The organism is Edaphobacter flagellatus, assembly GCF_025264665.1.
In the GTDB taxonomy this organism is placed as follows: domain Bacteria; phylum Acidobacteriota; class Terriglobia; order Terriglobales; family Acidobacteriaceae; genus Edaphobacter; species Edaphobacter flagellatus.
The window spans coordinates 2,491,036-2,517,534 of record NZ_CP073697.1; the positions used below are offsets into that span (position 1 = coordinate 2,491,036).

A 26,499-nucleotide genomic window follows, 5' to 3' on the forward strand; every position below is an offset into this window, starting at 1 on the left:
TGCAATCGCCTAAAATATCTTCATGTCTTACACAGCGGCGGTCGATCACCTCTTTGCGCGGGGTCTGGAGCTGGCTCCCACTACCTCGTCGGCACCGCGCCGCAAGTTCGATCTGGCCCACATGCGTACCCTGGCGATGGCCCTGGGTGACCCCCAGAAGTCTTTTCCTTCCATACTGATCGCCGGAACCAATGGCAAGGGGTCGACCGCGGCTACGCTGGCCAGCATACTTACCGCCGCGGGGTATCGTACCGGGCTGTACACCTCGCCGCATCTTTCGCGGGTGAACGAGCGGATGCAGATCGATGGACAGCCTATCCCGGACGACGACTTCGCGCGGTTGTACTTCCAGGTGGATTCGGCAGCCGAAACGCTGGTGGACGAAGGCGGGTTGCCGCATCACCCCAGCTTCTTCGAGACCCTCACGGCGCTTGCCTTCCTTTACTTTGCCGAGCAAAAGATCGATATCGCGGTGCTTGAGGTTGGACTGGGCGGGCGTCTCGACGCGACGAACATTGTCGATCCGCTGATCTCCATCCTTACGGACATCTCGCTCGACCATCAGGACTACCTGGGCAACACCATCGCCGAGATTACGCGCGAGAAGGCGGGTATCCTGCGCCCGCACGGCACGCTTATCACGCTGCCGCAGCATCCTGAGGCGAACCAGGCGATCGGTGAAGTGGCCGCCACGCTGAACCTGCATGCCATCAGCGCGACACGCTATACGCCGCCTGCAGAAAAACTGGTTGCGCAGGCCGCGTCTTCCACTGCATCGGAGGCGACGACCCTCCTTCCGCGCAATCGCTATGCGCTCACGCTCAACCATCAGCCTCTGCATGTCGATTCGCCCCTGATCGGCCAGCACCAGCAGCGCAACATTGCGCTGGCTATTGCCGCGGCGGATGAATTACGTAACCCAACCGGTTACAACATGCTGAAAAGCAACCCAAAGAGTTACAAAATATCGACCGGGGCCATCGAAAAGGGAATTCGGGATACGCGCTGGCCCGGGCGGCTGGAGCTGCTGGAGCTTGTCGACTCTGCCCCGCTGTTGATCGATGTTGCGCACAACCCCGCCGGAGCATGGACGCTGCGCTCGGTGATTGCGCACCTGCCGGAGTCGCAGCCGCGCACGCTTATCTTCTCGTGCCTGCGGGACAAGGACCTGCGCGAGATGGCGCAGATTCTGCTGCCGCTTTTCGACGCCGATCCGAACAGCGGCGCCGCTCGTCTGCATGACCATATTCTTTTTGCGCCGATCAACAGCCCGCGTGCTACGCCGCTCGATGAGCTGATGGCTGTGGCGCGCGAGCTTGAGATTCCAGCCTCGACTGCATCCTCGGTCGCCGAGGCGCTGGCTGAGGCCCGCCGCATTACTCCGCACGAGGGCATGATCGTTGCCACCGGCTCGGTCTACCTTGTGGGCGAGCTGCGCACTCTCGCCCTCAACGGAGGCGCAGCGACCGCATGAACCAGCCGCTTGAATCGGAGTTTCAGCCTATGGAGGCACCACGCGCCCCGGCCTTCTACCGCTGGCTGACGTACATCTTTCTGATCCCGCTGATGATGTTGTCGACGGCTTTTTTCGGCTCGCTCTCGCTGATCTGCGGTCTATGGGACAAGTCGGGGCGTCAGCAGCACTTTATCGCGCACGTCTGGGCGCGAAGCTTCCTGATCCTCTCGCTTTCGCCCATCACCCTGACCAACCGCGAGAAGCTTCACCTGCACGAGACTGCTGTTTACGCAGTCAATCACCTCAGCTATTACGACACGCCGGTACTCTTCGCGAAGCTGCCCTTTCAGTTCCGCATCCTGGCGAAGCAGGGGCTCTGGAAGATTCCTTTCATCGGCTGGTATCTCCATCGTTCGGGGCAGGTTCCCATCGACCAGTCGACATCGCGCAACGCGGTCGCCAGCCTGAATCGTGGCGTGCAGACGCTCAAATCCGGCCTGCCACTGGTTATCTTTCCCGAAGGAGGACGCGCGCCCGACGGTATTCCCAAGCCCTTCGTTGCGGGAGCGGCCTTCATGGCCATCAAGGCGCAGGTGCCTATTGTGCCCATCACGCTGATCGGCACCTATGAGCTGCTGCCCATCCACACCTACCACCTCTATCCGCGGCCTATCCAGATCATCGTCGGCGATCCTATTCCGACCGTCGGGCTGACGACCCGCGACGCAGACGCTTTGACCCAGCAGGTACGCAACATCATCACGGAGACCTATCTCCAGAACCATCCTTCCAACCGCTAAGGCGTATCGAGAGTTCTTTAATTTTTACCTCGCTGCAAAGGCCCTTCAGCTTCGCTTCATGTCCGAAGTAGATACTCAGGGAGACTTACAGACGAAGCCCCAGGAGTTCTCTCTTCCATGCGAAATACCGAACGTATCGTCCTCGCCCTGTCGTTGCTGGCCGGCACTCTGCCGGTGCTGGCACAAACCGCCTGGAAGGTCGAAAAGACCATGCACATCGGCGGCACGGGAGGATTCGATTACATCACTGTCGACTCCGCCAGCCACCGCCTCTTCGTTCCGCGCTCGACGCATACCCAGGTGATCGATGCCGACTCGGGCAAGCTGCTGGGCGATATCCCCGGCCAGAAGACGTCGCACGGCGTGGCTTTTGTTCCCGAGGCGAACCGCGGCTTCATCACGGACGGCGGCGGTGACGGCGCCATCCTTGTCTTCGACCTCAAGACGTATGCCGTGCTCGGCAAGCTGGCGGCGCAGCCGGACGCCGATGGCATCATCTATGACCGCGCTACGGGACTCGTCCTCGCTGTCTCGGGCGACAAGGGCGTGCTGATGACCTTCAAGCCTACGATCGATCCCACAAGCGGCAAGATCGACGCCACCATCGACCTGGGCGGAGCGCCGGAGTTTCTCGCCACGGACGGCAACGGTAAGGCCTACATTAACCTGCAGGACAAGAACGAAGTCGCAGTGGTCGATCTGAAGGCCCGCAAGGTGGTCGCGCGCTGGCCCGTTGCTCCTGGTGGAGCGCCGGTCGGTATGTCGATCGATGGGAAGGGCAAGCATCTCTTTATCGGCTGCCGTAAGCCCGCAAAGATGATCGTCCTCAGCACCGAGACGGGCAAGGTGGTCGCGGATCTGCCTATCGGCGAAGGTGTGGATGCAACGAAGGCCTACGGCGGCCAGGCCTTTGCCAGCGCACGCGACGGCTCGCTCACAGTTGTCGGCGAAGTCTCAGGGAAGTTCGTTGTCGCGCAGAGTCTGAAGACGGCCTATGGTGCAAAGACGATGGATGTCGACCCGGCTACGCACAGGATCTACCTGCCTACGGCGGAGTTCGAGCAGCCTGCCGCAGGCACAAGCGGCCGTCCGAAGGCCAAGCCGGACTCGTTTGAGATCATCGTGGTTTCGCGCTGAGCTTATAGCAAGCAAAACGATGGAAGGCCCTGCCTCTCGATGTGGAGGGCAGGGCCTTTCTGCGTCTTGCTACACGGTCCGTATGATTCTAGACAGAGTGATGCATGGCAAAGCGGCAAAAGAGTGCGGGGCTTTTGATGTACCGTCGGCACGAGGGCACGCTGGAGGTGTTTCTGGTGCATCCGGGTGGACCCTTCTGGGCGAAGAAGGATGCGGGTGCATGGACGATTCCCAAGGGCGAGTACGGCGATGACGAAGAGCCGCTTGCCGCGGCGATGCGCGAGTTTACGGAAGAGACAGGCTTCGCCGTTGGGCAGCCGACGTTCATCGAGCTTGGCACGGTAACGCAGGCCAGCGGCAAGGTGGTTTCTGGCTGGGCGTTCGAGGGTGACTGCGATCCTACGGAGCTTATCAGCAATCGTTGCGTGATCGAGTGGCCACCACGCAGCGGCCGCAGGATGGAGATTCCTGAGGCCGATCGCGGGGCATGGTTCTCTCTGGACGAGGCCGCAAGGCGCATCAACCAGGGCCAGCAACTGTTTCTTTCGCGGCTTGCCGCCGCCATCTAGACCTTACTGTTGCGTTTGACGGCGCAGCCGCAGCGCCTGCGCTACTTCGTCGCCGTTCATGGCGGGGGCGAGCGCCTTGGTAGCCAGTGATGCAGCCGCTGTGGCCGGGGGCACCTTGTCGTCTTCCATCAACGCGACAATCTCATCGTGGCCGAGGAGTTTGGCGATGGCCATCGCCGAACGGATACTGCCGAACTCGTGGTCTTCGACACGAAGACGCACGCTCTCAATACACAAATCTTTTGTGCTGCCGGTTGCTGCACCCAGGCGCGCCTTACTTTCGCTCACGGTTTCTTCCTCCCGTTGCTGGCTTACCGTGGCAGTTGTCTTCAGTTCATCAAGGAAACGCAGGTCAAAACGATTCAACGGTCAAACTCTTTCAGGCCCGTATTCACACTGCTGGTGTTCAGGATGTTTTGAGCCTGAGGGAGGTTGTACCATATCGAGGATTTGCTCCGCCTCGTCGATTCGCAGCGAAGGTATTCGGAAGGTCAACGACCAGTCGGTCAACAGCGGCAGGTCCACATGAGACGCGTATGATGCCCGGCATGCGGCGCTTTGCCTACTGGCTTCTTCTGCTCGCGCTCACTTTTGAGGTAAGAGCCCAGGAGTGTGGCAAGGGAGCCGCATCCATCTCCATTGGGACTGACCGGCCACAGGTCACCAACTCGAGCATCGTCGTGCCTTGCGGAAGCCTTCAGTTCGAAAATGGGTTTCTTGAAACTGGCGGAGGAGGCCAGCGAACGTTCGATCTGCCGGAGACCTCGGTTCGTTTGGGCGTCGCTAAACGGACAGAACTACGTCTTACCGCGCCAGATTACTTCTTCAACCAGAGCACCGCGTCGGGGCAAGCCGATGGTTTCAGCGACCTGGTTGTCGGCTTGAAGCAGCAGCTTGGACCTACCTGGGGCAAGTTCGACATCTCCGTGATTCCGTCAGTCAGCTTCCCTTCTGGCGCGGACCGTATCTCCAGCCATGGCTACGATCCCTTCGTACAGGTGCCGTGGTCTCGCGCGCTAAGCTCCACATGGACGGTTGCCGGTATGTTTTCGGCGATGTGGCCGACGAATGGAGCGCGGCGGAATGTGACGGGGCAATCGAGCGTCTACTTCGACCGTCAGATTACCCCGCCCTGGGATGCCTACGTCGAGTACTCCGGGCTTTTTCCGCAGCGCGGAACACCGCAACACGCCATCGACTTCGGCACGGCCTACAAGCCCTCACCGCATCAGCAACTCGACCTGCACTGCAGCTTCGGGCTTTCTGCCGCTGCACCTGACCACTCCATCGGTGTTGGCTACTCGGTCCGCTTTCAGGTGTTCGGCGCGAAGAAGTAGCTTCCTCTCAAGCCAGGGGACGGTTCAACTCCGTACGCCACTCCTCGGGATGCGCACTGGAGTCGGGCCCGACGAGGTAACGCTCCCAGAGGTCTTCACGGCTGTTCAGGTCGTTTGCGTCGATCCACGACATCAGCTCGCCCCATGCCGCACCCAGGCCCGTGTAATTGCCACTGTAGACCGCGCGGACCACGCCGGCAGCGGAAAGCTCGCCCTGCTCGACACGGCCCTCTGGCTTGATGTCTTTATCAATCGGGAAGCAGATGCGATAGTCGAAGGTCTCCGCCGGGCGGCGGAAGTGATAGGTGAACCACGGCCCTGTAGGCGCGACGCCCTGCGTCTTGAGCACATTGCCCAGCTCCGCCAGCCCGGCCTGCATCGCCTGCATGATCTCTGCGCGCGGAACTGTGACATGGATGAATGCGATCTTCTGTGCGGGCGATTCAACAATCTCGGGTGTCGTAATCATGTTCATCTCCTTTTGCTTTCCTTATCCGGATTTTATATATCCTTAAAGTTATATAACCATTAAGTTATGTACATGAGACTGGCAAATTCCGTCAAGCGATGCATAAAAATTTCATGGAGGCGACGACCTCCACTTTAAAAAGCAAAAAGCGCGGCCAAAGCCGCGCCTTCCACCGTGTGCGTCGCACTCAGATGCGCATGGGCATCAGGATGTAGCGGTATTTGACGTCTTCATTGCCGTCCTCGGGGCGCATCTGGCCGGCGGATTGAGCGTCCTTGAACTCCAACCGCACCTCGCCTGTGTTGCCGATCGCCTTCAGGAAGTCGAGCAGGTAAGAGGAGTTAAAGCCGACGACGAGAGGATCGTAGTTGTACGGTGTTTCGATGGAGTCTTCGGATTCGCCCGCATCGGTCGACGAGGACGAGAGCTTCAGCTCGTTCTGTTCGAGACGGATCTTGATGGCGCCTGAGCGCTCGTCGGCGAACTGCGCCACACGCTGGATGGAACCCATCAGATCCTCGGACCGCACGATGACGAACTTATTGTTGTCACGCGGCAGCACGGCCTCGTAGTTGGGGAACTGGCCGGTAAGCTTGCGGCTGGTTAGCACGCGACCACCGACGCGAAAGAAGAGCGTCTGTTCATCATCGGCGAAGTCGATTGCTTCCGCCTCAGTGTTCGAGAGCAGGCCCTGCAGCTCGCCGAGCGCCTTGCGCGGGATGAGCGTTTTCTTTTCGCCCTGGATGCCTTCGAGGTTCTCGCCCAGCTTTTCAACATGTGCCAGACGATGTCCATCGGTAGCAACCATTGCCATCGACTCTGCCTTGAGGACCAGCAGGGCTCCGTTGAGCGTGTAGCGCGACTCTTCGCTGGAGATGGAGAAGATTGTCTTCGAGATCAGATTTTTCAAGCTGGCGACGGGAAGCTTCACCGCGCCCGCAGCGGGGAACTCCGGCACGGCAGGGAAGTTGGCGCGCGCCATGCCGACCATCTTTGTGTTTGAGCGGCCAGCGCGAATCTGCACCCAATGGTTGTCCATCAGCTTGATGCTGATGTCGCCTTCAGGAAGGAGCTTGATGTAGTCGTACAGCTTGCGTGCAGGAATGGTGCAGGCTCCTGCCTTCTTCACCTTCGCGGTGCAGCTGGTCTTGAGCGACTGGTCGAGGTCGGTAGCCGTGATGGTGAGCTTGCCATCTTCCGAGGCCTCGAAGAGGAAGTTCGACAGGATGGGGATCGTCGTCTTGCGCTCGACTACGGACTGCGCCGCAGTCAGCTCGCGCAACAGCTCGGCGCGAGAGACGGTGATCTCGAGGTTGCCGGTAGCGGCGGTGTTGGCTGTCATCTCGGAGTCCTGGGTAGCAGCGGTCGTCACGGTGAAATCTCCCACAAAGTCAGACGTTGACTAAAAGGTGTGCTGGCCAAACTGTAACACTGAATACGGCTTCCTTTACAGACCGGAAGACGGGCTGGCAGCAACTTTGCGTGTCTGCCTGATTCTAGGACTTGGAGCGCTTGTGAATATCTATGTGGCTTCGGAGGGAAACTTCGAGTCCAGGGGATGGAGTTCTATCTTCGAGCGAAGAGGGTGGAGCCGGAGGACAGCGATGCCGCCTCGGTTACGAATGCGAAGCGCGGCGATGCGGCAGGCGAGAAAGGCTTTTAAGATTTAAGCAATTAACAAGATAGATATCTCGTAGCCGTAACCGTTCGCCGCTGAAAAGTGGATAACCGGCTCATCTGCTTTAGCAACATCAACTTATCCATGCGTCCAGTTTTAGAAAACGCGTCCGCGGAAAACGCATAACGCGGAAGCGAGCGACCAAATAGAGCTGACTGCCCCGGTTTATCCCAACGATCCACAAGAGAGCGTCGTCCCCCTGCAGGAAGAACCGATACGATACCTGTATTAAATCGCCAAATCGTACCGAATCATGCACTTGGCATTGCCATTTTTTTCACACATAGCTCTTTCGGCAGAGGATAATCAGCCCGTAACCCTTACCGGAAACCATACGCAATGCACATCGCCATCTTTGGAGCCAATGGAGCTACGGGTCGTCTGCTGACCCAGAACTGCCTTGCGGCAGGGTACTCTGTCTCCGCACTGCTGCGTGCGCCCGAAAGTTTTCCTTTCCGCGATCGCGTCACGGCTACGGGGCAGATCGTTCAGGGGTCGGCCTTTGATGCGGCTGCGGTTGCGCGCACCATGGAAGGTGCAGATGTTGTCTTTTCAGCGCTTGGAGCGAAGTCGCCGCTGCGCAATGAGAATGTGCTGCCGCGTGCCGTTCCCGTCATCGTCCACGCGATGCAACAGACGGGTATCCGACGCATGATCGCGCTGGGGTCGGCGGGTGCGCTGCCGGACTCGCTGGCGAAGCAGCCCGCATGGCGTCGGTGGATCGTCAAAAATATCGTCTATACATACCTACTCAAATGGCCGGTCTACGAGCAGACGTTCCAGTACCTGGCGCTGGTCTCCAGTGGGCTGGATTGGACGATGGTGATGCCGCCGATGTTGACGAACGGCCCTGCACGGGGCCACTACCGCATCGATGGCGAAGCTCTGCCGCGGAACGGCAGCCGCATCAGCCGGGCGGATGTTGCCGGGTTCATGATGCAGCAGATCACGAGCGACGCGTGGCTGCGCAAGGGCGTTTATATCAGTGACTGATGTAGTCTGCTTCCGTTACGAAGCAGGCCCCCGAACCCATTGTTGGACCGACTATGAAGAAACTCCTTCTTGCCTTTGTACTCGTTGTTTCGACCGCGGTGCTGGCGCAGCGACCTGCCGTTCCTACTGCTCCTGTACAGCCTCCTGCTCCGCTTCAGGGATCGATTGCCGGGCATTCGGCATGGCCGGTGGCGAAGCCTGAGGATGTGCGGTCGATCGATGCGATTGTGAATGCGCTCTACGCTGTTATCTCGGGGCCGAAGGGGCAGGCGCGAGACTGGGACCGCATGCGCTCGCTCTTTCTGCCGGATGCGCATCTGATTCCTTCACGTGCCGACCGCAACACGCACCGGGCCGACGCGGTTGTTCTTACCATCGATGGCTACATCGAACGCGCCAGCCCTACGATGGCTGCTAACGGGTTTTTCGAGCGTGGTATTCACAACACCGTGCAGCAGTTCGGCAACATTGCCCATGTGTGGAGCACCTACGAGTCGCGCCACAATGCTGACGACGCCATGCCCTTCGCCCGCGGCATTAACAGCATCCAGTTGCTGAAGAGCGGCAGCCGCTACTATGTCGTCGAGGTGCTGTGGGACGCAGAGACGCCTGCCACACCGATTCCGGCTGAGTATCTGCCGAAGTGAGCAAGGCCACGAGCCCGGCGCTTACTTCTTCGCTTCGATCAGCGCGTCGCTACAGCCTGCAGGTGCATTGACGGGATTGCATCGCGCAGCCGCGCCATTTGGCAGCGAGACGGTGTAGCCGGTCCACGGTGCAGGTTCGCTGGCGGGGAAGTCGGTGCTGACCATCTGCGCGCCGCTTGCCAATGTCTGGTCGCGCCGCGTGGTGTCGTTGGTGCGTCCCTGTTCGGTGCCGAAGTCGGAGCGGGTGCGAACGAGATAGCCCTTCTTGACGAGCGCGGCGATGTCATCCTGCGTGCCGTTGTCCTGCTCAACGAAGCCGGCTTCGGGTTCGCCGGGGCGTCCGTTGACGAACAGGACGCGGCCCTTCATCATCGCGTGGCCAACGAGATAGTCCTTGGCGGGCTTGCGGTTGTAGAGCAGGAAGACGACCTTGCCTCGAGCCTTGCGTAGTGTGGGCCAGCGGCCTGCGAGCACTGCGGCTTCAAGCGTCTGGAAGTGGCCGCGTACCTGATCGGGCGTGATGATTTCTTTGGGGCGAAAGACGGAGCGGATCTCGGCGTCCATCGCGTCCCATGTAGCTGGGGTCCAGGGCTCGGCCGTCGTGGCGTCGGGAAGCTGGCTGATCTTGCCCTGCTTGTCTTCGACGAGGATGAAGATGGGCACGTGGCCGGGATGCGCGTGCGACCACGCACGGATGTCCTCCAGGCAGCCGACGAATCGCTGGCAGCTGCTGCGCTGGTTGAGGTCGCCGAGGTGGATGATTTTGAAGCCAGGCTTCAGCATCTCATGCTTCGGGTCGAAGTCGGGGTCGGCGGGAAGTCCGGCCTGCTGCGTCAGCTCAACGATCTTCGGATGCGCGAAGCGTCCGCCCTCGGGGTCCTGCACGATGTCCAGTTCTAGCTGGCGTACGCCGGCGTTGAGCTGTTGCGTCAGCGTCTGGTGGTGATACTCCACGCCGCGGTAGGCCTTGGCGTAGTGCTCCTGCATATACTTTGCTTCGCTCGGCGCAAAGCCCATGTTGTAGCTGTTGTGCGTGCCGACGACCTGAATCTGATTGATGTGAACCTGGCGGTCCTGTGCGCGCTGCGATTGCGCAAGAGCGGCTACGGGCAGAAGAAGAGACAGTGCAACGGCAGTACGCAACATGCAGCAAACTCCTGGATTGTAGCGGCAAGATTGGGTGAGCAAATGCAAGAGACAATTCTAAAGACGAAGTTTCTTTTCGGGCTAAGGCGTATGTCCCATACGTGACGCGGTTTCATCGTGTCGGACGCTGGCTTCGCAGGATGCTGTAGGCAAAGAAAAAAGGGGCCATTGCGGCCCCTCTTTGGTGGATAAGATTTTGCTGTCGCCTAGCTGAGTGTCTCCATCAGCTTGTTGATGGTGCGGTTCAGGTCTTTGTCGGCGCGACGCTGCTCGTCGATTTTACCGATGGAGTGCATCACGGTGGTATGGTGCTTGCCGCCGAACTGGCGTCCGATCTCCGGCAGCGAGGCCTCGGTGAGCTGCTTGGCCAGGTACATCGCAATCTGGCGCGGCACGACAATCTGGCGCGAGTTGTTCTTCTGCTTCAGCTCGGCGATACGCATGCCGAAACTTTCGGCCACGGTTCGCTGGATCGTCTCGATGGTGATCTTGCGCACCTGCGTGTCGATGAACTGCTTGAGGCACTGCTGCGCGACGGCGAGCGTGATCTCCACGCCATGCATCGAGCTCCACGCGATGACGCGCACCAGCGCGCCTTCGAGCTCGCGCACGTTGGTACGCACGTTCGAGGCGATGAAGAGAGCAACGTCGGTCGGAAGCTGTGTCTGCTCGGACTCCGCTTTCTTCTGCAGAATGGCGACCTTCGTCTCGAGGTCCGGCGGCTGAATGTCGGCGATCAGTCCCCACTCGAAGCGCGAGCGCAGACGGTCTTCGAAGTCGGCCAGCTCCTTCGGTGGGCGATCCGAGGCGATGACGATCTGCTTCATCGACTCGTGCAGCGCGTTGAAGGTGTGGAAGAACTCTTCCTGCGTGCGCTCCTTGCCGGCGAGGAACTGGATATCGTCGATCAGTAGCACGTCGACGTTGCGGAACTTGTCGCGGAAGCTCGTCATCTTCTGATAACGAACACAGTCGATCATCTCGTTGGTGAACTTCTCACCGCTGACGTAGCAGATGGCCGAGTGTGGCTGGCGGCGCTTCACCTCGTGGCCGATAGCGTGCATCAGGTGCGTCTTGCCCATGCCGACGCCGCCGTAGAGGAAGAGCGGGTTGTAGGCCTTCGAGGGACGCTCGGCGACGGCCTGGGCCGCTGCGGTAGCGAACTGGTTGCCGCTGCCCACGACGAACGAATCGAACTGATACTTCGAGTTGAGCTGAGAAGCGGTGTTCCAGTCGAAGCGCGACTGCTCCGGCATGGGGCCTGCAGGCGCACCCTGCAACAGCGTTCCCGGGGTGCGTGGCTGGCGCGGTGCATTCTGACTGTGGCTCGGCACAGGAGCAAAGCCGCCGTCCTCGCGAACCTTCGGCGCGCGCGGGTCCTGCTCCGGTGTTGTAAAGGAGACGCTCTCGATATCCAGGCCCAAATTATCGATGGCTTCCTGAATCAGGTCGGCGTAACGATCGCCGATGTGCTGGAAGTCCGACGAGGGTATCCGCACAAAGAGCTTCCTACCTTCGAGGTGCGAAAATCGCGTCGGCTTCAGCCATGTTTCATACGACTGGCGATTGATCTTCTTCTCGAGCGCGGCAAGAATGCGAACCCAGTAATTCAATACGGCCGTTGCCGTCGGAACGAATGACATTCTTAATTCCTTCTATCTGTTCCCTGTCTTCACCCCAATGGCCCGCATGTCTACGGCAACCGATGCACACCTAAAAATCAAAACCAGCAAACAGAAGTTCCTCCTGCCCACTTGCGGACAGATAAGGCTCAAGTCTGTAGAGCTAGAAGTCTCTCCGGTCAGCAAGATTCAAGCATCGCGGAAGAGAGTCGTACAGCATAAAGGCAGTGTGCGGAACTACTGGGGAACTGCAGAAAAACGTCTTGCGAACGGGTTTGATAGTAGCACGGAAAACAGGACCCATTTCAAGAGCAGAAACCGAAAAAAATTTGTTTGCACCATTCACGGTGAAGAAGTGCAGAGTAACGTCTTCACCGCGGAAAAAATCACTCATCACAAGTGTAATTGTTCTGCATCGATGCGTCCTTTGTGATACCTTTGCGCGCGATCCTGCACGCAAAAGAGTAATGCAAGTTGAATGCCAACCGAACGCGTTGCGAGGAACGAAAATCGATTCCTGTTGTCGGGCGGAGGCGCTCCGCCACGATCTCGTCGGATGAGCGAACGGCGTAGGCGTTCCCGGTTTGAGTTGCAACAACGAAAGAGTCCGCTAGAGGCGAAGGTCTTCGGCGGAGAGCGCTGCGGCGATATCCGGCATTCTCGTTTCAAATCCACTCGGCGCATTGAAGGCGATAAAACCTGCGGGAACCGATCCCTGATTTTCAAAGTTGTGCGGCGCTCCTCTGGGAATGACCGCGTAGCCTCCCTTGGCTACGTGCGACCATGCATCGTTGAGAAATACGCTCAGGGTTCCCGCAATGACGTAGAACACGTGATCCTCTGCGTGCGCATGCACTCCGGTCCGCGCGTACGAGGTTCCAGCCACCATTCCGATATGGAGTAGCGTCCAACCGATTCTTCCGAATCAGCCTTGAAGATCGCGCGCATCCGGCCCATCGGGTAAACGCGTCCCTGGGCGGGAGATAGGATGATCGGTTTGCGGCTCGCCCCAGGCTCTTCCATGGAGTCTGCCTCCGATGCGGAGTTCATGATTTCACTGTCCCCCAATGCCTGCAATCGGGAGATGCAGGACATTCATTCCAAGCTACTTATCTAAATCGTGGGGAGAGCGGAAGAGGATATGCGGATGCAGGCGGAAGCGGTTTCCTGCTGTGAAAATCTCGTCCGTTAGGGTACAATCAGAAATTGCTGCTATAGCGAAAAGATTCGGCGGGAATGGTGCGTGAAGTCTTGAGACGCCTCCTGCCCACCAGGAGCCAGTTTCATGCCCAAGCGTACCTTTCAACCCAACCGCCGCCGCCGCTCGAAGACCCACGGTTTTCTGAGCCGTATGAAGACCAAGGCCGGTGCTGCTGTTCTCAGCCGCCGTCGCGCCAAGGGACGTCACAAGATCGCTGTCAGCGCAGGCTACCGCGACTAGTTCATCCGAATAGGGGGCGTCGCCCGGCGATGCCTCCTGATGGAACATCTCCTTTCCGGCTGCATCCTTAGAAAAATTTCAAACGGCAAAGCGAAAGTGCCATCGGCACTTATGCGCCGTTGGTGTGTCTTTGCCTGTCTGCGCTGTGAAAAACGGGGCAACCAGTTCGTGCGTCTCCATCTTCCTAGTTATAGGGCGGCATCGCGAAAGCGAACGAAGTGCCCTGTCGGCCAACGTGGAGAAACCGGAATGAATCAACAACCCACTCAGCAGAAACCGAATCCGAACCAGGGCAAAGGCCAGACCGGGCAGTCGAGCCAACAGACACAACAGCAGAACCGTCCAGGGCAGGGAGGCTATTCCTCGCCGGGACATGGCAGCCACCACGAACAGTCTGCTCCTGACGATAAGAAATAGCGCTTTATCGGCGAAGACGCCGGCACCGCAAACCACACACGAATGATCAGCGAAGGACAGCCTGTGACCTGTGGAGGACAGAGGGCTGTCCTTTCTTGCTTCGCTGTCATCCTGTTCGTTTTGTAAAGGTCTGCGTGCTGCAAGCCGATAAATCATCCACGATGTCTCTGGTCGACGAGCGCCGCCGCGTTCCACGCTACCGTTGCTCGGGTCCAAGCGACTTTCGTATTCTCGGCTGGCATCTGCGCCGGGGACGCATCCTGAATCTCTGCCTCGATGGATGTCTCATCGCGCCACGCCAGCTTACCGGCTATGAGCCCGGCGATCTTCTCGACCTGCGCTTTGAGGTCAATCATCTTTCTTTTCGCGCTGTTGCTGTCGTGCGCAGCGTTCACAACGATGGCGCCCTGGGAGTGGAGATCCTTAATTTGAGTGGGCGCAATCGCACCCAGCTTCGGGAGTTGATCGCCGAACTGGCAGTGAGCGATACACTCAACACATGACGGCGCTTATCTTCCGCCTACGCAAACACGCCGACTACCAGCGCGTCTACGGCGCCAGCCGCAAGCAGTTCTCGAAACAGATGAGCTACTTCTTCGCTCTGCGTCCCGCCGAGCCGCGCACGTTGGAAGCCACGCCACGCGTCGGGCTTACCGTCGGCAAGGTGATGGGCAAGGCTGTCGATCGCAACCGCATCAAGCGCCGCATGCGCGAGGCCGTGCGTCACAATCTCGCAGAGCTTAATGCTCCAGTCGATGTCATTTTGCACCCGCGGCGCTCGGTCATCGACCTCGACTTCGCAACGCTCTGCCGCGAGGTCGCGCAGGTCTTCCGCTCGATCCAGAAGGCAACGGAGAATCCACGTGCTGCGCGCAACGCTTCTGCCTCTGCCGTAGAGCGTGCTTCGACAGCACAGCCGAGTTAAGCCGTGACTGGTCCTGCATCCATGTCCGATCCTGAACCATCTTTCGTGGCCCGCGTTCTCTTCCACATGTATAAATCGGTGCTCTCGCCGGTGATGCACGCGCTCAGCCCTACGCAGTGCCTCTACCTGCCCACATGTTCGGAGTACGCCTACATTGCTCTCACACGCTTCGGCCCCGTCAAAGGCTCGTGGCTCACGCTGCGCCGCCTCGCACGCTGCCACCCCTTTGCCAAAGGCGGCGTCGACCCCGTCCCCGATCGCTAGAGTTCGCGAAACATGACATAGGCATCGACATAGCCAGCCTGCGGATGCAGAAATGCCTTTGGCAGAGTTCCCACAATCGCAAAGCCGCAGCGTTGCCATAGCCGTACAGCACGATCGTTCGTACGGATGACGAAGTTGAACTGCATCGCCCGAAAGCCTCGACTGCGCGCATGCTCGAGCGAGTGCTCACACATCGCGCGTGCTACTCCGCGGCCCGTCGCCCATGCTACCGTCGCATAGCCACAGTTGGCCACGTGCGATCCACCTCCAGCCTGGTTCGCACGCAGGTAGTAGGTCCCGACGATCCCGCTATCGTCTTCGGCGACGAAGGCTCTATGTGCGGGTGCAAACCAGTATGCCAGTGCTTCGTGTCTGCTCATCTCACGCGGCAGCGTATAGACCTCACCTGTACGAATGATCGGCTCAATGATGGACCAGATGGCATCGGCATCGTCTGCCTCGGCCTGACGAATGTTCAGCATGAATTTATTGTCGCAGCAGGCGGTTTAACGAATGGGATAGCCCTGCCACAGATACTCCAACGCTTCGGGCAGGGTTTGTGCTTTCACCGTCTTGTCGACGTGACCAGCATTCTTCGCGAAGACGAACTGATAGTGATACCCCTTCGCCTTCAGCGCCTTTGCCATGCGCTCGTTGGCTTCGACCCAATCGTGCATGTTGTCGCGCATCGTATTGGTGTTCAGATTGTCGCGGTCGCCGACCTCGAGCCACAGGCGAATCGGCTTCGCAGGCGATTGTGGAATTAAGGTCTCGTGAAATCCCCATGCGCCATGCGGAGTCTCCGCATTCCACGGCCATTGCTGGTTCACGTAGGTGCCTGAGTATGTGAGCACGCGGCGATACCACTCCGGGTGATACCACGCCATGATCAGGGCGCACGAGCCACCCGAGCTGCCGCCCATCGTCGCACGTCCATTCGGGTCCTGCGTCAGCTTGACGTTGGCCTTCGCTTCGACCAGCGGCAGAACTTCGGTTTCGACGAACTCCGCATAGCGACCTGACATCGTGTCGTACTCGAGCCCGCGCTCTGAGCCTTGCGCGTCGCCGCTGCCGTTGCCGATCGAGATCGCAATCATCACCGGCACCTTCTTCTCGGCGATCAGATTGTCGAGCACGGTAAACAGCGAGCGGTCCGGGCCATCTGCTCCCACGATGAACGGAGCGCGCGTGCCCGCCACATACTGCTTCGGCACATACACGGCCACCTTGCGCGTGTACGCGGCAGGATGGCTGGTCGTCACCACCATCTTTGCCGGGTTCTCCGGATCGGGCTTGCCGAACGTCCACGGCTCGCGCGCGATACCGGGATAAATCCTGCTGTCCGCTGAGCTCATCGTGAACTCAATCACGGTGCCCTGCGGTACGCCCTCATGCACCTGCGATTCCGATGCTGCCGTATGTGTGGGGCCAAGAATATAGTCGCCATCCGCGTCTGCAGGAGGCAGCGCGCCATCGGCCAACTCCTTCGCCGCAACATAGCCCGGCGAGTGCGGATCGCGCGTCGGGAACGGAGGACGCGGTAGATGGTCCGGCGTTCCCGGTGCCCATCCCGGCGGCAATGGAGACTGCTGTTGTTGCGCCGCCACATGGATACCGCCTCCGCAGAGACCGATCGCAAGCGCTAAAATCCAGCTTCGCGCCATTGCATTCACCTCTTTTCAACTTGCCAACCTTATATCACTACGTTGATTCGGGACGGTTTTCATACACGCTGAATATTTTTTGAAAAAACGCTTGTTCTCGGTAGTCAAAATCCGATATAGTCGGTTTCCGACTAAGGGGAGCTATGAAAAAGACGTCGAAAAATCCGCAGCCACTCTCCACCGCAGCCCAGTACATCCTGCTTGCGCTTGCCAGCGAGGACCTGCACGGCTACGGCATTATTCAGGAGATTGCCCGCCAGACTGGCGACAGCTACCGCATCGGTCCCGGCACGCTTTACGACAACCTGAAGAAGCTAATGGACGCCGGGCTCGTCATCGATGCGCCGCGTTCCAGCCGCGATAAAGATGACGACCGCCGCTTCTATCGCCTCACACCTGCGGGCCGCGTCGTGCTCACAGCCGAGGTCGAGCGCCTGCACTCGATCGTTGTCGAAGCACAATCCCGCCTGCGCGAGAGGAGACCACGCAACGCATGAGCACCCTGACTCTCACTCGCACCGCTTACCGCGCCATCCTTCGCCTGCATCCATGCACCTTTCGCGCCGAGTTCGGCGACGAGATGCTTTGGATCTTCGATGAAGAGGCCCGCAACGGATCCTCGACACGCCTGCTGCTCGACGGCCTGCTCTCTGTCGCTGTCCAGAACATCCGCCCACGCCTTCAGGCCACGCCACAGGTCGCAGCGGCGGGTCTCCCGTTCTATGTCGAGATTGATTCGACGGTGCCCGCCGAGCGTATCGCCAACACCTGGCTGATCGCACTCACCTGCACGCTCAGCCTGTGCCTGTTTCTGAGCATGATGGTGCCCGGCGTCGCGATGCCTCTCGGCCGCCTGCTCTATGGAGAGATGCAGCAGCTCGTATCCTCGAGCACCGCACCGCAGCCGCACACAGGATACGCAACCCGCCGATAGGAGACATGAATCATGAAGCGTAGCAGCATGAACACGGCAAGACGGATGATGCTTTTCGCTCTGCTGACGCTCTCGCTTCATGCGCAGCAGATCGCAGGAACATGGCAGGGCACGCTCGATCTGGGGCAACAAAAACTTCGCATCGTGCTGCAGATCGATAAAGCCGCGGACAGCACGCTGAAGGGAACGGTCTACAGCATCGATCAGGGACCCGACCCGGCAGCCGTCACAACGCTCTCCTTTGCGAACCCCACGCTGAAGTTTGTCGTCGATAGTCTGCACGCCTCGTACGAAGGCACGATGAGCGCCGACGGCAAGACCATCACCGGAACCGTGACGCAGGGTGCGCCGAAACCCCTCGTCTTCGAGCGCGCCACGCAGGAGACCGCCTGGAAGATCGATCCCTCGCCGCACACCGTCCAGATGATTTCTGTCGATAAAGATGTGAAGCTCGAAGTCCTCGACTGGGGAGGCACCGGACGCCCGCTCGTGCTGCTCACCGGACTCGGCAACAACGCGCATGTCTTCGATAAATTCGCGCCGAAACTCGCCGCAACGTATCACGTTTACGGAATTACCCGCCGCGGCTTCGGCGTCTCCAGCAAACCTGAAGCGATCACGGCGAACTATACCGCCACGCGTCTTGGCGACGATGTGCTCGCCGTCATCGAGGCTCTGCATATCAACAAGCCTATTGTCGCGGGCCACTCCATCGCAGGCGAAGAACTGAGCTATATCGGCAGCCAGCATCCCGACAAAGTTGCCGGCCTCATCTATCTCGACGCCGGATATCCCTACGCAATGTACGACCAGGTGAATGGTGACTTCCTGATTGATGCGATCGACTTACGTCGGCAGCTCAATCAAATTCTTGACATGAACCCCGACGCAGACCGGAAGAAAGCGCTCGACGGAGTGATTGCCGATCTCAAGTTCGTTGAAAAAGGGGCGATCGTGCAACGACAGCGCATGGAGGATTTGCCTCCCCCACAATGGTCTCGTCAGCCTCCTCCACCTGTTGGAACTGCCATTATGCTCGGCCAGCAACGCTTCACCACCATCAATGCTCCCGCACTCGCAATCTTCGCCACCCCGAAAGACCTGGGCCAGCTTTTGAAGGACAATCCGAAAGCACGCGCAGCATTGCAGGCAGCCAACAATCACGATACTGAGCAGCAAGCCACCGCCTTCGAGCGCCAGGTGCCCGCTGCTCATGTCGTCCGCATTCCGAACGCGAGCCACTATGTCTTCGTCTCCAACGAGGCCGACGTTCTTCGCGAGATGAACGCCTTCATCGCCATGCTTCCTGCCGCCAACTGAGGACACACACGATGCTTGAGCTAAGCAACATCACCAAGCGGTACTCCAGCATCACCGTTGTCGACGATGTCAGCTTCATCGCGCGTCCCGGCGAGATCACCGGATACCTCGGCCCGAACGGCTCCGGCAAGTCGACGACGATGAAGATCATCACCGGGCTAATCGAGCCAAGCAGCGGTGACGTGCTCTTCGACGGTGCGCCCATCAGCGACGACCCGATGAGCTTCCGCCAGCGCATGGGTTACGTTCCCGAAGAGCCGTATCTTTATACGCATCTCAGCGGCATCGAGTATCTCGTCATGGTCGCGCAGCTTCGCGACATGGAGCGCACCGCAGCCACGAACCGCATCCGCGGCCTGTTGCGTCTCTTCGGTCTCTACGGAGATCGCGATGCGCCGATGACCTCGTACTCGAAGGGCATGCGGCAGAAGATTCTGCTCTCGGCCGCGCTGCTGCACAATCCCGACCTCATCCTGCTTGATGAGCCGTTCTCTGGACTGGACGTTGGCTCGTCGCTCGTACTGCGCTCACTGATTGAAGAACTGGCGCGTCGCGGCAAGGTCGTCCTCTTTAGCTCGCACGAGCTGGAAACTGTCGAGCGCATCTCGTCGCATGTCGTGATTCTGCATCGTGGCAAGGTCGTTGCCGACGACTCCATCGAACACCTGCGCACACTCATGGAATTGCCCACACTTGAAGGCATCTTCGCGCAGCTGGCCATCGAGCACGACTTCGTCGCCATCTCACGCGAGATCGCAGATCTTATCTACACGTAATAAATATTGTCTGGAAATTGATAGATCTGCTTTTCGGCCGTGGCACAAATTCCGATTTTGCATGAGCGAAATAGCGAGAAGTGTGTGATGACAGACATTCTCATTGCAGCAACGGACCTTCTTGCTGCCATCGCAGATGTGATGGTTGCTGTTGCTGATGTTGTTTTCGCGATCGCCGACGCTCTCGTTATGGCTCCGCTCCTAACGAGACGAAGAGAGACCCGATGAGTACGACTTCTTTTTCTCGGAGCAGCCAATGACATCGAACTTCTTCCGTACATTCATGCAAAACTATCTCACTCATCTGCTCTTCCAGTTCCGCGTACTCTACCGCGTCTTCCTGCTCCGCGTTATTGACCTTGAACTCCTTGCCTCCGATGGCGATCCCACACAGCTTATGGGACAGTTCGCCGCTGTCTTCGCCACCATCAGCTTCTTCAGCGCCTTTCCCGTGCCGTACCTGCTTGTGGACCCCAGGCCCATCCCCGTCGCGCTCGCCTACATGTTCGAGCACTACCTCATCGAAACCACGATGACCATCGCTGGACTGATTGCAGTGCTCAGCTGGGACTCCGCCTTTCCCGACCGCCGCGACGTGCTCGTCCTCGGGCCGCTTCCCGTACGCCGCGCAACCTTCTTCCTCGCCAAGCTCGCCGCGCTTTTCGCAGCACCAGCGCTGGCAATCGCCGCATTTAATCTCTTTACCGGTTTCAGTTGGCCGATGGTCTTCGCCGTGGGCCATGGAAAGTACAGCCTGCTGCGCACCCTGCCCATCTACTGGTTCACGATGTTCGCTGCGGGAGCTTTCTTTGTCTTCACGGTACTGGCCGTTCAGGGACTCGCCGCCAACCTGTTGCCGCGCCAGCTCTTTCTGCGCCTTTCTGCCGTGCTGCAGGCCGCTGCGCTCTGCCTTCTGCTGACGCTTTACTTCCTCGGACCGTCGTTCAACTCGCCCGCAGCACTCGCAGCTCCGCAAAACCAGCACGTGCTTCGGTGGCTGCCTGCCTACTGGTTTCTTGGCCTCTTCAACCAGCTCAACGGAGGCCATCACCCCGAGACCGCCGCGCTGGCACACCGTGCCTGGCTGGCCCTCGGACTCTCCGGGCTGGGAACGGTTGCTGCGCTGCTGCTCTCCTACTTCCGCACCCTGCCTCGCATCGTCGAGCAGCCCGACATCCTGCCCGCGACGCGTGGACTCGCGTTGAGCTTCGGCAGCTCGCTCTCGTCTGTAATCACGCTCTTCAGTCTGCGGACGCTGTTGCGCAGCCGCCAGCACCGCATGATCCTCAGCTTTTACGTCGGCATCGGACTCACGGTCATCCTCGGCTTCACGCACACGAAATTCGTCCAGTCGGCCGCAGCCGAATCGGCATCCCCAAACAACACGACGATCAACACGATCTTTCTCCTCGCCAGCATTCTTACCGTCTCGCTCGCCGTCCTTGCTCTTCGCGTCGTCATCGCTATCCCCATCACGCTGCGCGCGAACTGGATATTTCGCCTCACGCAGGCTCGTCCCGCATACGCCTATCACCGCGCCACGCGTCTCTCTCTGCTCCTGCTCGGCGTTCTTCCGGTGCTTCTCGTCCTCTCCGTGGCGCTCTTCAGCCACTACTCTCCCCGGTTCATCCTGGGGCATCTGCTCGCCATGGCGCTGCTCGGAACCCTTACGGTGGAGCTCTGCCTGTTCACTTTTCAGAAGATCGCCTTCGCCTGCTCCTATCTCCCTGGCAAGGCGAACTTGCACTTCGCCTTCTGGGCCGCGCTCTTCGCCGCCACCTACTGGCTCAAGCAGGTTGCCGACTTCGAAGGCCGCATGCTCAATAACAGGAATGACTTTCTTTGCATGATTGCTGTCCTCGCCGCCGCAGCGCTCGGACTGCATCTCGCCACCAGCCTGCACGCCCGCAATACAGAGCAACTTATCTTCGAAGAGGACGCCCTGCCCGAGATCGTCTCGCTGAAGCTGAACAGTTAGCAGTTTTTCTGACAACACCTCCCCAAACCCTTCATTTACATAGTTTTCATCGCACAACCGCCTTTCTCTGCCCTGATTTACCATAGAGACTGCGTCTTTCTGCGCTCTTTGAGCGTTCATTCAGCAGTACTACAGAACAGGAATCATCCTTGGCAGAGTTCAAGAACCCAAATCAGCAGGGCGGCACGCAGGACAACCGGTCGCTCTTCGTCATGATGTTCGTCATGCTGGCCGTCTTCTTTGGCTTGAGCTATTACCGTCAGAAGACAAATCCGAAGACTGCGAGCCCCAACGCTCCCGCCGTCACGCAATCACAGTCTGCGGCTGCTCCGCAGTCGGCAGCGCCGTCGCCTTCTTCCGCTCTCCCCGCGCAGGCTGCTTCTCCCAGCGCGACTCCTGCTGTACAGGCCGCGGCCGAGCAGACGACCGTGATCGAAAATGAGCTCTACCGCATTGAGTTCACCAACCGTGGCGCGCAGGTCAAGAGCTGGGTGCTCAAGCAGTATCAGGACACCGACAACAAGCCGCTAAACCTCGTCCACACGCAGGCGGCGGAGAAGTTCGGCTACCCGCTGTCGCTCTACACCTACGATCAGGGCCTGAACGACACGCTCAAGCAAGCGCTGTACGTGCCTTCGACCAGCGGCCAGATCACCGCTCCAGGCACGCTCACCTTCAAGTATTCGGCCAATGGAGTCGACGTCACCAAGACCTTCTCCTTCGACGAAACCTATGTCATCCACGCCGATACGCAGGTGACGCGCAACGGCTCGGCTGTGCGCGCGCTTCTCTCATGGCCCGGCGGCTTCGGCGATCAGGACAATGCGCAGAACTACGCTGCTGCACAGATCGACTACTCCCGCGATCGTAACGAGCAGCATTTGGCTGCCAAGAAGGTCTCGGGCGGCGAGACCCTCAACGGACCTTTCGACTGGGCTGGCGTCTCCGACAACTACTTCGCCACCATCTTCCTGCCGGATACACCTGCCTCGGCCAGCGTCGTCACCCTGCACAACGAACTCGACGTTGCCAAGACCATTCACCGCACGGGCTTCGGCTCGTCGTCGCCCGCGAAGGGAGCCATCAATGTTCCCATCCTCGGTGCAGCTTTCGGCGACGTGAGCGGTCATACACAGACACGCATCTATGCTGGCCCCAAGGCCGTCAACGTGCTACGCAACATCTATTCCACGCCGGTCGATGGCAAGCGCGTCTCACTGGAGCCTCTGCTCGACTTCGGCTTCTGGGGTCCCATCGGCAAGTATCTCTTCCTCGCGTTGCAGTGGATACACTCGCATATTGTCGGCAACTGGGGATGGTCGATCATCATCCTTACGCTCTGCATCAACGTGCTGCTGCTACCGCTGCGTATCAAGACCATGCAGTCCGGTCTGAAGATGCAGCGCATCCAGCCGCAGATGGACGCGATCAAGGAGAAGTACAAGAAATACAAGATCAACGATCCGAAGCGTAATGAGATGAACATGGAGATCATGAAGCTCCAGAAAGACAACGGAGTGAACATGTTCGGCGGTTGCATCCCGACGCTCATTCAGCTGCCGCTGCTCTTCGCCTTCTTCTCCATGATCCCCAAGGTTGTTGAGCTGCGCCACGCGCATTGGGCATGGCTGCACGATCTCACCGCACCCGATCCGTACTACATCATTCCGGCTGTCATGATCATCAGCCAGTTCCTGATGCAGTTCTACACGCCGTCGCCCGGTGTTGATCCGCAACAGCAGAAGATGATGGCCTTCATGATGCCCGCTATCTCCGGCTACTTCGTCATTACCTACGGCGCGGGACTCGGCCTCTACTGGGCGGTCGGTAACTTCTTCGGCATCGCACAGCAGATGATCATGAACCGCACCTCGCTCGGCAAGGAGATGCGTGAGATCGCTGCCAAACGAGCACGCCGCAAAGCCGGAAGCCCCGTCATCCAGGGCAAACGCTAAGTAACGTCTACATCAGACAAGGGAAAAAGGGCTCCGCGAACGGAGCCCTTCTTCTTTTGTTATTCCAGACAGAACCACAAACCATCATCACTTACTCCGTCCGCAGTGCCTCCATGGGCTCAACCCCCGCCGCTCGTCGCGCAGGCACCAGGCTCGCAATCACGGCACTTAGCGCCAGAACCGCGCACGCCGTCAGCAGAGTCAGCGCATTCACGCCCTTCACCTCATACAGCTGCGACTCAAGATAATGGCCTGCCAGCAGCGCACCCGGAATCCCCAGCGCAAGTCCGATCAGCGTCTGCACCGCCGCTCCACGCAGCACCAACCGCACTACACTGGCGCGGTCGGCCCCAAGAGCCATCCGTAACCCGATCTCAGGAATGCGCCGAGCCACACCATATGCTGTCACGCCGTATAGTCCAATCGAAGCCAGAATCAGCGCCAGCATGCCGAAGATCGATGTCAGCCGAACCACCAGCCTGCGCTGTATGAAATAGTTGCTCACCTGGTCGTCATACGTCGTCAGCTGACGAATCACAATCTCAGGATTAATCTTCACCAGCGCTTTTCGCACCGCAGCCGTTGCGTCTGCTGCATCGCCGTCGTAGCGTGCAATCAAGTTGCTGGAGAAGTGTTTGAATCGTTCGTTCCTGGTGTCCTGTTCCTTCTGCTTCACACCAACAGAGGCTTTGTCGAAGCTCGTTATCTGCGCCATCGGCGTAAAGAACATGGGGCGCGCCCTGGCCGCCGGGTCGCCGTACTTGGCGTCGTCGACCACACCGACAACCTCATATTCGCCCGTCATCGCCCGGTCGGGACCAAAGCGCAGGCCAATCGGCGGTTTGCCGTCGAAAAACTTTTTCACGAACGTCTGATTCACTACCGCCACATGCGTGCTCGCAGCCGTATCCTGCTCCGTAATCCCACGGCCCAGCAGAATACGTGTTCCGATCGCATCGAAGTACTTCGGACTGACCGAATCGTAGCTCGTCTTGAACGCGGTATTCGGATCGCCGCCTTCCAGCCAGATAGAGTCGACCCAGTTATTGAATGCCATCGGCCCGTATGAAGCATAGGCCACGTCATGCAGCCCGGGGATCGCAGCAAACGTCTGGTCGATCTGCCGGTACAACCCGTCCAGCTGCTCATACCGGTAGCCCGCTGCCTGTAGATCGATAAAGGCAATCAGTCTTCCTGTTGTCTCGAAGTGGAAGTCCTGCTTCTCCAGCCGTTGCAGACTCAGAATCAGCAAACCCGTTGTGCTCAGCAGCGCGACTGAGAGCGCAGCCTGTACCACCACCAGCGCACGCTGCAGCGCACTCGCGCCACCCGTCGAACGATTCGCCGCACGCAGCGCCTCCGCCGGATTGGCACGCGACGCAATGAACGCCGGTGCCATCCCAAACAGCACACCTGTCAGCGCCGAGACCGCCAGCGCAAACCCAAGGACTGTCAGCGAAGGACTCGCGCTCAATGGATTAATCTCGACACCCTTCATCGCCAGCGCCAGCATTCCCTTCACACCGGCATACGCCACCGCCAGCCCTGCGCCGCCTCCGATCAGCGACAGCACAACAGACTCGACCACCATTTCGCGGATCAGCCTCATCCGCGAAGCTCCCAGCGCCGTCCTGACGCTTAGTTCCTGTCTGCGTGCGACGCCGCGCACCAGCATCAGGTTCGCCAGGTTCGCGCAGGCAATCACCAGCACAAACGCTGCGATCCACTGCAGCATCTTCAGGCTCTTCTCATACTCGTCACGAAGCTCGTTGATACCGCTTGCTGCCGGAACTAACTCTGTCGTCTGCCGGGCGATCTCCTTCTCGTCTTCGCGCATCGCCGGGTCATGGTTGACGCGAATCCACCGCAGCAGCTCCGTTCTGATTGCGCTCTCGACCGCAGGCACTGTCTTTGGATCGCGAACGCGCACCAGGATATCCAGCCAGTGCGAGTTGGGTTGTTTGTATAAAGTGCGCTCCGGATTAAATATCGGCTCCTGCGCCAGAGGCAGCCATATTCCGGCGGGATCGGCCGTGTTGCGGTCTCCTAGAAAACTCTCCGTCGTGACGCCGACAATCGTCACCGGATGCCCGGTCAGTAACACCGTCTCGCCCACAAGGTTGGGATCGCCGTTAAACTTCGTCTTCCATATTGGATAGCTGATGACGGCCACGATCGGCGCGCCTTCGCGATCGTCCTCCGGACGCAACACCCTGCCCGCATACGTCTTCACGCCCAGCACATCAAAGTAGTTGCCCGAGACCACACGAATGCCCAACGGCTGCGCGGCCGTATCGTTCTTGCGCCGTACGCTCACCGTCATCGCGCCTGCCTCCGTCGCCACGACGCCGTCGGTCCCAGGCGTATGGTCGCGCAGTGTGCGGTACAGATCGTACGAGAAGAGCTTCCAGTGACCCTGCACCCCACCATCGACGCAGCACTCGATCTCCTTGCCCACCTTATAGAGCTGCTCCGGATGCTCCACCGGCATCGACCGCAGCATCACCTGATACACCAGCGTGAAGATTGCCGTCGTCGCCCCAATGCCCAGCGCCAGCGTAAGAATCGCCGTTACCGCAAATCCCGGCGCCCGCCGCAGACGCCTGAACCCTTGCCGCACATCCTGCACAATCGATCTCATAGCGAACCCTCTGGTCCTGGATTTAGGTAACTTATAAGGTTACAAATAAACTCGAAATTCACTCAGCCGGCGCCCGCCGCAACCCCCTCCACTCGTGCCGAAGATCTTCAACTATGGAAGCCATCCCTCACCTCGCATCGATCTCAGTAACCTTCAAAGCAAGCTCCATGCCACGGCTACACCCGAAAAGCCGCTGATTCTAAAGGCTCAACAAACCACTACACTATCTCCCGGCGTCCGCTTTCAAAACGGACCGTCCGCTACCGAACACACTGTCGCAACCGGAGTACATAGTACGGCCGTATAGGGATCATTCCGGCTGAAGCGCAG

General features: G+C 59.2%; 27 protein-coding genes. 18 read left to right on the top strand and 9 right to left on the bottom strand.

Annotated features, from left to right (window positions below; all coding sequences use genetic code 11):
* Positions 1–22: 22 nt before the first annotated feature.
* From KFE13_RS10390 to KFE13_RS10405, 4 genes are all read left to right on the top strand, one after another.
* Entirely contained in the window at positions 23–1,474 is a 1,452-nt protein-coding gene (locus KFE13_RS10390) for a bifunctional folylpolyglutamate synthase/dihydrofolate synthase (RefSeq protein WP_260703046.1), read from the top strand.
* Entirely contained in the window at positions 1,471–2,256 is a 786-nt protein-coding gene (locus KFE13_RS10395; RefSeq protein ID WP_260703047.1) for a lysophospholipid acyltransferase family protein, read from the top strand. Before KFE13_RS10390 ends, KFE13_RS10395 begins: the two co-directional genes overlap by 4 nt.
* A 117-nt stretch (positions 2,257–2,373) precedes the next feature.
* Positions 2,374–3,393, top strand: a complete 1,020-nt coding sequence (locus KFE13_RS10400; protein ID WP_260703048.1) for a YncE family protein — start codon at positions 2,374–2,376, stop codon at positions 3,391–3,393.
* Positions 3,394–3,497: 104 nt separating this feature from the next.
* On the top strand, positions 3,498–3,962 hold the full coding sequence (locus tag KFE13_RS10405) for an NUDIX domain-containing protein (RefSeq protein WP_260703049.1): 465 nt from the start codon (positions 3,498–3,500) through the stop codon (positions 3,960–3,962).
* A gap of 3 nt (positions 3,963–3,965) precedes the next feature.
* Here KFE13_RS10405 and KFE13_RS10410 read toward each other — a convergent pair whose 3' ends face one another.
* Positions 3,966–4,328, bottom strand: coding sequence for a hypothetical protein (locus KFE13_RS10410; RefSeq protein ID WP_260703050.1), 363 nt, complete (start codon positions 4,326–4,328; stop codon positions 3,966–3,968).
* Between the two features lie 170 nt (positions 4,329–4,498).
* On the opposite strand from KFE13_RS10410, the gene KFE13_RS10415 reads away from it, so the two are divergent.
* On the top strand, positions 4,499–5,299 hold the full coding sequence (locus tag KFE13_RS10415) for a transporter (RefSeq protein WP_260703051.1): 801 nt from the start codon (positions 4,499–4,501) through the stop codon (positions 5,297–5,299).
* A gap of 7 nt (positions 5,300–5,306) precedes the next feature.
* Here KFE13_RS10415 and KFE13_RS10420 read toward each other — a convergent pair whose 3' ends face one another.
* Complete coding sequence (locus tag KFE13_RS10420; protein ID WP_260703052.1) at positions 5,307–5,768, bottom strand: GyrI-like domain-containing protein; 462 nt, start codon at positions 5,766–5,768, stop codon at positions 5,307–5,309.
* A 187-nt stretch (positions 5,769–5,955) separates the two neighbouring features.
* Entirely contained in the window at positions 5,956–7,110 is a 1,155-nt protein-coding gene (gene dnaN, locus KFE13_RS10425) for a DNA polymerase III subunit beta (protein ID WP_260706938.1), read from the bottom strand.
* Positions 7,111–7,785: 675 nt separating this feature from the next.
* Here dnaN and KFE13_RS10430 point away from each other — a divergent pair.
* Positions 7,786–8,439, top strand: a complete 654-nt coding sequence (locus KFE13_RS10430) for an NAD(P)-dependent oxidoreductase (protein ID WP_260703053.1) — start codon at positions 7,786–7,788, stop codon at positions 8,437–8,439.
* Positions 8,440–8,492: 53 nt separating this feature from the next.
* Entirely contained in the window at positions 8,493–9,086 is a 594-nt protein-coding gene (locus KFE13_RS10435) for a hypothetical protein (protein WP_260703054.1), read from the top strand.
* A gap of 21 nt (positions 9,087–9,107) precedes the next feature.
* Here the strand turns inward: KFE13_RS10435 and KFE13_RS10440 are convergent, their stop codons facing one another.
* The 3 genes from KFE13_RS10440 to KFE13_RS10450 form a co-directional block, all read right to left on the bottom strand.
* A complete protein-coding gene (locus KFE13_RS10440; protein ID WP_260703055.1) occupies positions 9,108–10,232 on the bottom strand; it encodes a phosphatidylinositol-specific phospholipase C1-like protein in 1,125 nt (374 codons plus the stop codon).
* A 206-nt stretch (positions 10,233–10,438) separates the two neighbouring features.
* Entirely contained in the window at positions 10,439–11,875 is a 1,437-nt protein-coding gene (gene dnaA, locus KFE13_RS10445) for a chromosomal replication initiator protein DnaA (RefSeq protein ID WP_260703057.1), read from the bottom strand.
* Positions 11,876–12,464: 589 nt separating this feature from the next.
* A complete protein-coding gene (locus tag KFE13_RS10450) occupies positions 12,465–12,686 on the bottom strand; it encodes a cupin domain-containing protein (RefSeq protein WP_260703058.1) in 222 nt (73 codons plus the stop codon).
* 453 nt (positions 12,687–13,139) lie between these two features.
* On the opposite strand from KFE13_RS10450, the gene rpmH reads away from it, so the two are divergent.
* The 5 genes from rpmH (at position 13,140) to yidD (ending at position 14,901) form a co-directional block, all read left to right on the top strand.
* Positions 13,140–13,295, top strand: coding sequence for a 50S ribosomal protein L34 (gene rpmH / locus KFE13_RS10455; protein ID WP_162402756.1), 156 nt, complete (start codon positions 13,140–13,142; stop codon positions 13,293–13,295).
* A gap of 249 nt (positions 13,296–13,544) precedes the next feature.
* Positions 13,545–13,712: a hypothetical protein gene (locus KFE13_RS10460; protein WP_260703059.1), complete on the top strand. Its 168-nt coding sequence runs from the start codon at positions 13,545–13,547 to the stop codon at positions 13,710–13,712.
* Positions 13,713–13,846: 134 nt separating this feature from the next.
* Complete coding sequence (locus KFE13_RS10465) at positions 13,847–14,215, top strand: PilZ domain-containing protein (protein ID WP_260703060.1); 369 nt, start codon at positions 13,847–13,849, stop codon at positions 14,213–14,215.
* Positions 14,212–14,637 carry a ribonuclease P protein component gene (gene rnpA / locus KFE13_RS10470; protein ID WP_260703061.1) on the top strand — a complete coding sequence of 142 codons (426 nt, stop codon included), beginning with the start codon at positions 14,212–14,214 and terminating at the stop codon, positions 14,635–14,637. The genes KFE13_RS10465 and rnpA overlap by 4 nt, the downstream gene beginning before the upstream one ends.
* Positions 14,638–14,658: 21 nt before the next feature.
* A complete protein-coding gene (gene yidD, locus KFE13_RS10475; RefSeq protein WP_260703062.1) occupies positions 14,659–14,901 on the top strand; it encodes a membrane protein insertion efficiency factor YidD in 243 nt (80 codons plus the stop codon).
* Here yidD and KFE13_RS10480 read toward each other — a convergent pair.
* Positions 14,898–15,383, bottom strand: coding sequence for a GNAT family N-acetyltransferase (locus tag KFE13_RS10480; protein WP_260703063.1), 486 nt, complete (start codon positions 15,381–15,383; stop codon positions 14,898–14,900). The two genes, yidD and KFE13_RS10480, sit on opposite strands and share 4 nt — an antisense overlap.
* A gap of 24 nt (positions 15,384–15,407) precedes the next feature.
* On the bottom strand, positions 15,408–16,565 hold the full coding sequence (locus tag KFE13_RS10485; protein WP_260703064.1) for an alpha/beta hydrolase: 1,158 nt from the start codon (positions 16,563–16,565) through the stop codon (positions 15,408–15,410).
* Positions 16,566–16,708: 143 nt separating this feature from the next.
* Between KFE13_RS10485 and KFE13_RS10490 the strand changes: the two genes are divergently transcribed.
* The 6 genes from KFE13_RS10490 (at position 16,709) to yidC (ending at position 23,528) form a co-directional block, all read left to right on the top strand.
* Entirely contained in the window at positions 16,709–17,062 is a 354-nt protein-coding gene (locus tag KFE13_RS10490) for a PadR family transcriptional regulator (RefSeq protein ID WP_260703066.1), read from the top strand.
* The gene (locus tag KFE13_RS10495) at positions 17,059–17,499 is read left to right on the top strand and encodes a hypothetical protein (protein WP_260703067.1); all 441 of its coding nucleotides are present in this window, start codon (positions 17,059–17,061) and stop codon (positions 17,497–17,499) included. The genes KFE13_RS10490 and KFE13_RS10495 overlap by 4 nt, the downstream gene beginning before the upstream one ends.
* A gap of 12 nt (positions 17,500–17,511) precedes the next feature.
* On the top strand, positions 17,512–18,819 hold the full coding sequence (locus KFE13_RS10500; RefSeq protein WP_260703068.1) for an alpha/beta fold hydrolase: 1,308 nt from the start codon (positions 17,512–17,514) through the stop codon (positions 18,817–18,819).
* 11 nt (positions 18,820–18,830) lie between these two features.
* Positions 18,831–19,595: an ABC transporter ATP-binding protein gene (locus KFE13_RS10505; protein ID WP_260703069.1), complete on the top strand. Its 765-nt coding sequence runs from the start codon at positions 18,831–18,833 to the stop codon at positions 19,593–19,595.
* 256 nt (positions 19,596–19,851) lie between these two features.
* The gene (locus KFE13_RS10510) at positions 19,852–21,573 is read left to right on the top strand and encodes a hypothetical protein (RefSeq protein ID WP_260703070.1); all 1,722 of its coding nucleotides are present in this window, start codon (positions 19,852–19,854) and stop codon (positions 21,571–21,573) included.
* 149 nt (positions 21,574–21,722) lie between these two features.
* Positions 21,723–23,528 carry a membrane protein insertase YidC gene (gene yidC / locus KFE13_RS10515; protein WP_260703071.1) on the top strand — a complete coding sequence of 602 codons (1,806 nt, stop codon included), beginning with the start codon at positions 21,723–21,725 and terminating at the stop codon, positions 23,526–23,528.
* Positions 23,529–23,619: 91 nt separating this feature from the next.
* On the opposite strand, the gene KFE13_RS10520 is transcribed toward yidC, so the two are convergent.
* Positions 23,620–26,169 carry an ABC transporter permease gene (locus tag KFE13_RS10520; RefSeq protein ID WP_260703072.1) on the bottom strand — a complete coding sequence of 850 codons (2,550 nt, stop codon included), beginning with the start codon at positions 26,167–26,169 and terminating at the stop codon, positions 23,620–23,622.
* Between the last annotated feature and the right edge of the window lie 330 nt (positions 26,170–26,499).

Coding starts and splice junctions, on each gene's coding strand:
- KFE13_RS10390 (WP_260703046.1), top strand. CDS start 23: ATGTCTTACACAGCGGCGGTCGATCACCTCTTTGCGCGGGGTCTGGAG.
- KFE13_RS10395 (WP_260703047.1), top strand. CDS start 1,471: ATGAACCAGCCGCTTGAATCGGAGTTTCAGCCTATGGAGGCACCACGC.
- KFE13_RS10400 (WP_260703048.1), top strand. CDS start 2,374: ATGCGAAATACCGAACGTATCGTCCTCGCCCTGTCGTTGCTGGCCGGC.
- KFE13_RS10405 (WP_260703049.1), top strand. CDS start 3,498: ATGGCAAAGCGGCAAAAGAGTGCGGGGCTTTTGATGTACCGTCGGCAC.
- KFE13_RS10415 (WP_260703051.1), top strand. CDS start 4,499: ATGATGCCCGGCATGCGGCGCTTTGCCTACTGGCTTCTTCTGCTCGCG.
- KFE13_RS10420 (WP_260703052.1), bottom strand. CDS start 5,768: ATGATTACGACACCCGAGATTGTTGAATCGCCCGCACAGAAGATCGCA.
- dnaN (WP_260706938.1), bottom strand. CDS start 7,110: ATGACAGCCAACACCGCCGCTACCGGCAACCTCGAGATCACCGTCTCT.
- KFE13_RS10430 (WP_260703053.1), top strand. CDS start 7,786: ATGCACATCGCCATCTTTGGAGCCAATGGAGCTACGGGTCGTCTGCTG.
- KFE13_RS10435 (WP_260703054.1), top strand. CDS start 8,493: ATGAAGAAACTCCTTCTTGCCTTTGTACTCGTTGTTTCGACCGCGGTG.
- KFE13_RS10440 (WP_260703055.1), bottom strand. CDS start 10,232: ATGTTGCGTACTGCCGTTGCACTGTCTCTTCTTCTGCCCGTAGCCGCT.
- dnaA (WP_260703057.1), bottom strand. CDS start 11,875: ATGTCATTCGTTCCGACGGCAACGGCCGTATTGAATTACTGGGTTCGC.
- rpmH (WP_162402756.1), top strand. CDS start 13,140: ATGCCCAAGCGTACCTTTCAACCCAACCGCCGCCGCCGCTCGAAGACC.
- KFE13_RS10460 (WP_260703059.1), top strand. CDS start 13,545: ATGAATCAACAACCCACTCAGCAGAAACCGAATCCGAACCAGGGCAAA.
- rnpA (WP_260703061.1), top strand. CDS start 14,212: ATGACGGCGCTTATCTTCCGCCTACGCAAACACGCCGACTACCAGCGC.
- yidD (WP_260703062.1), top strand. CDS start 14,659: ATGTCCGATCCTGAACCATCTTTCGTGGCCCGCGTTCTCTTCCACATG.
- KFE13_RS10480 (WP_260703063.1), bottom strand. CDS start 15,383: ATGCTGAACATTCGTCAGGCCGAGGCAGACGATGCCGATGCCATCTGG.
- KFE13_RS10485 (WP_260703064.1), bottom strand. CDS start 16,565: ATGGCGCGAAGCTGGATTTTAGCGCTTGCGATCGGTCTCTGCGGAGGC.
- KFE13_RS10490 (WP_260703066.1), top strand. CDS start 16,709: ATGAAAAAGACGTCGAAAAATCCGCAGCCACTCTCCACCGCAGCCCAG.
- KFE13_RS10495 (WP_260703067.1), top strand. CDS start 17,059: ATGAGCACCCTGACTCTCACTCGCACCGCTTACCGCGCCATCCTTCGC.
- KFE13_RS10500 (WP_260703068.1), top strand. CDS start 17,512: ATGAAGCGTAGCAGCATGAACACGGCAAGACGGATGATGCTTTTCGCT.
- KFE13_RS10505 (WP_260703069.1), top strand. CDS start 18,831: ATGCTTGAGCTAAGCAACATCACCAAGCGGTACTCCAGCATCACCGTT.
- KFE13_RS10510 (WP_260703070.1), top strand. CDS start 19,852: ATGACATCGAACTTCTTCCGTACATTCATGCAAAACTATCTCACTCAT.
- KFE13_RS10520 (WP_260703072.1), bottom strand. CDS start 26,169: ATGAGATCGATTGTGCAGGATGTGCGGCAAGGGTTCAGGCGTCTGCGG.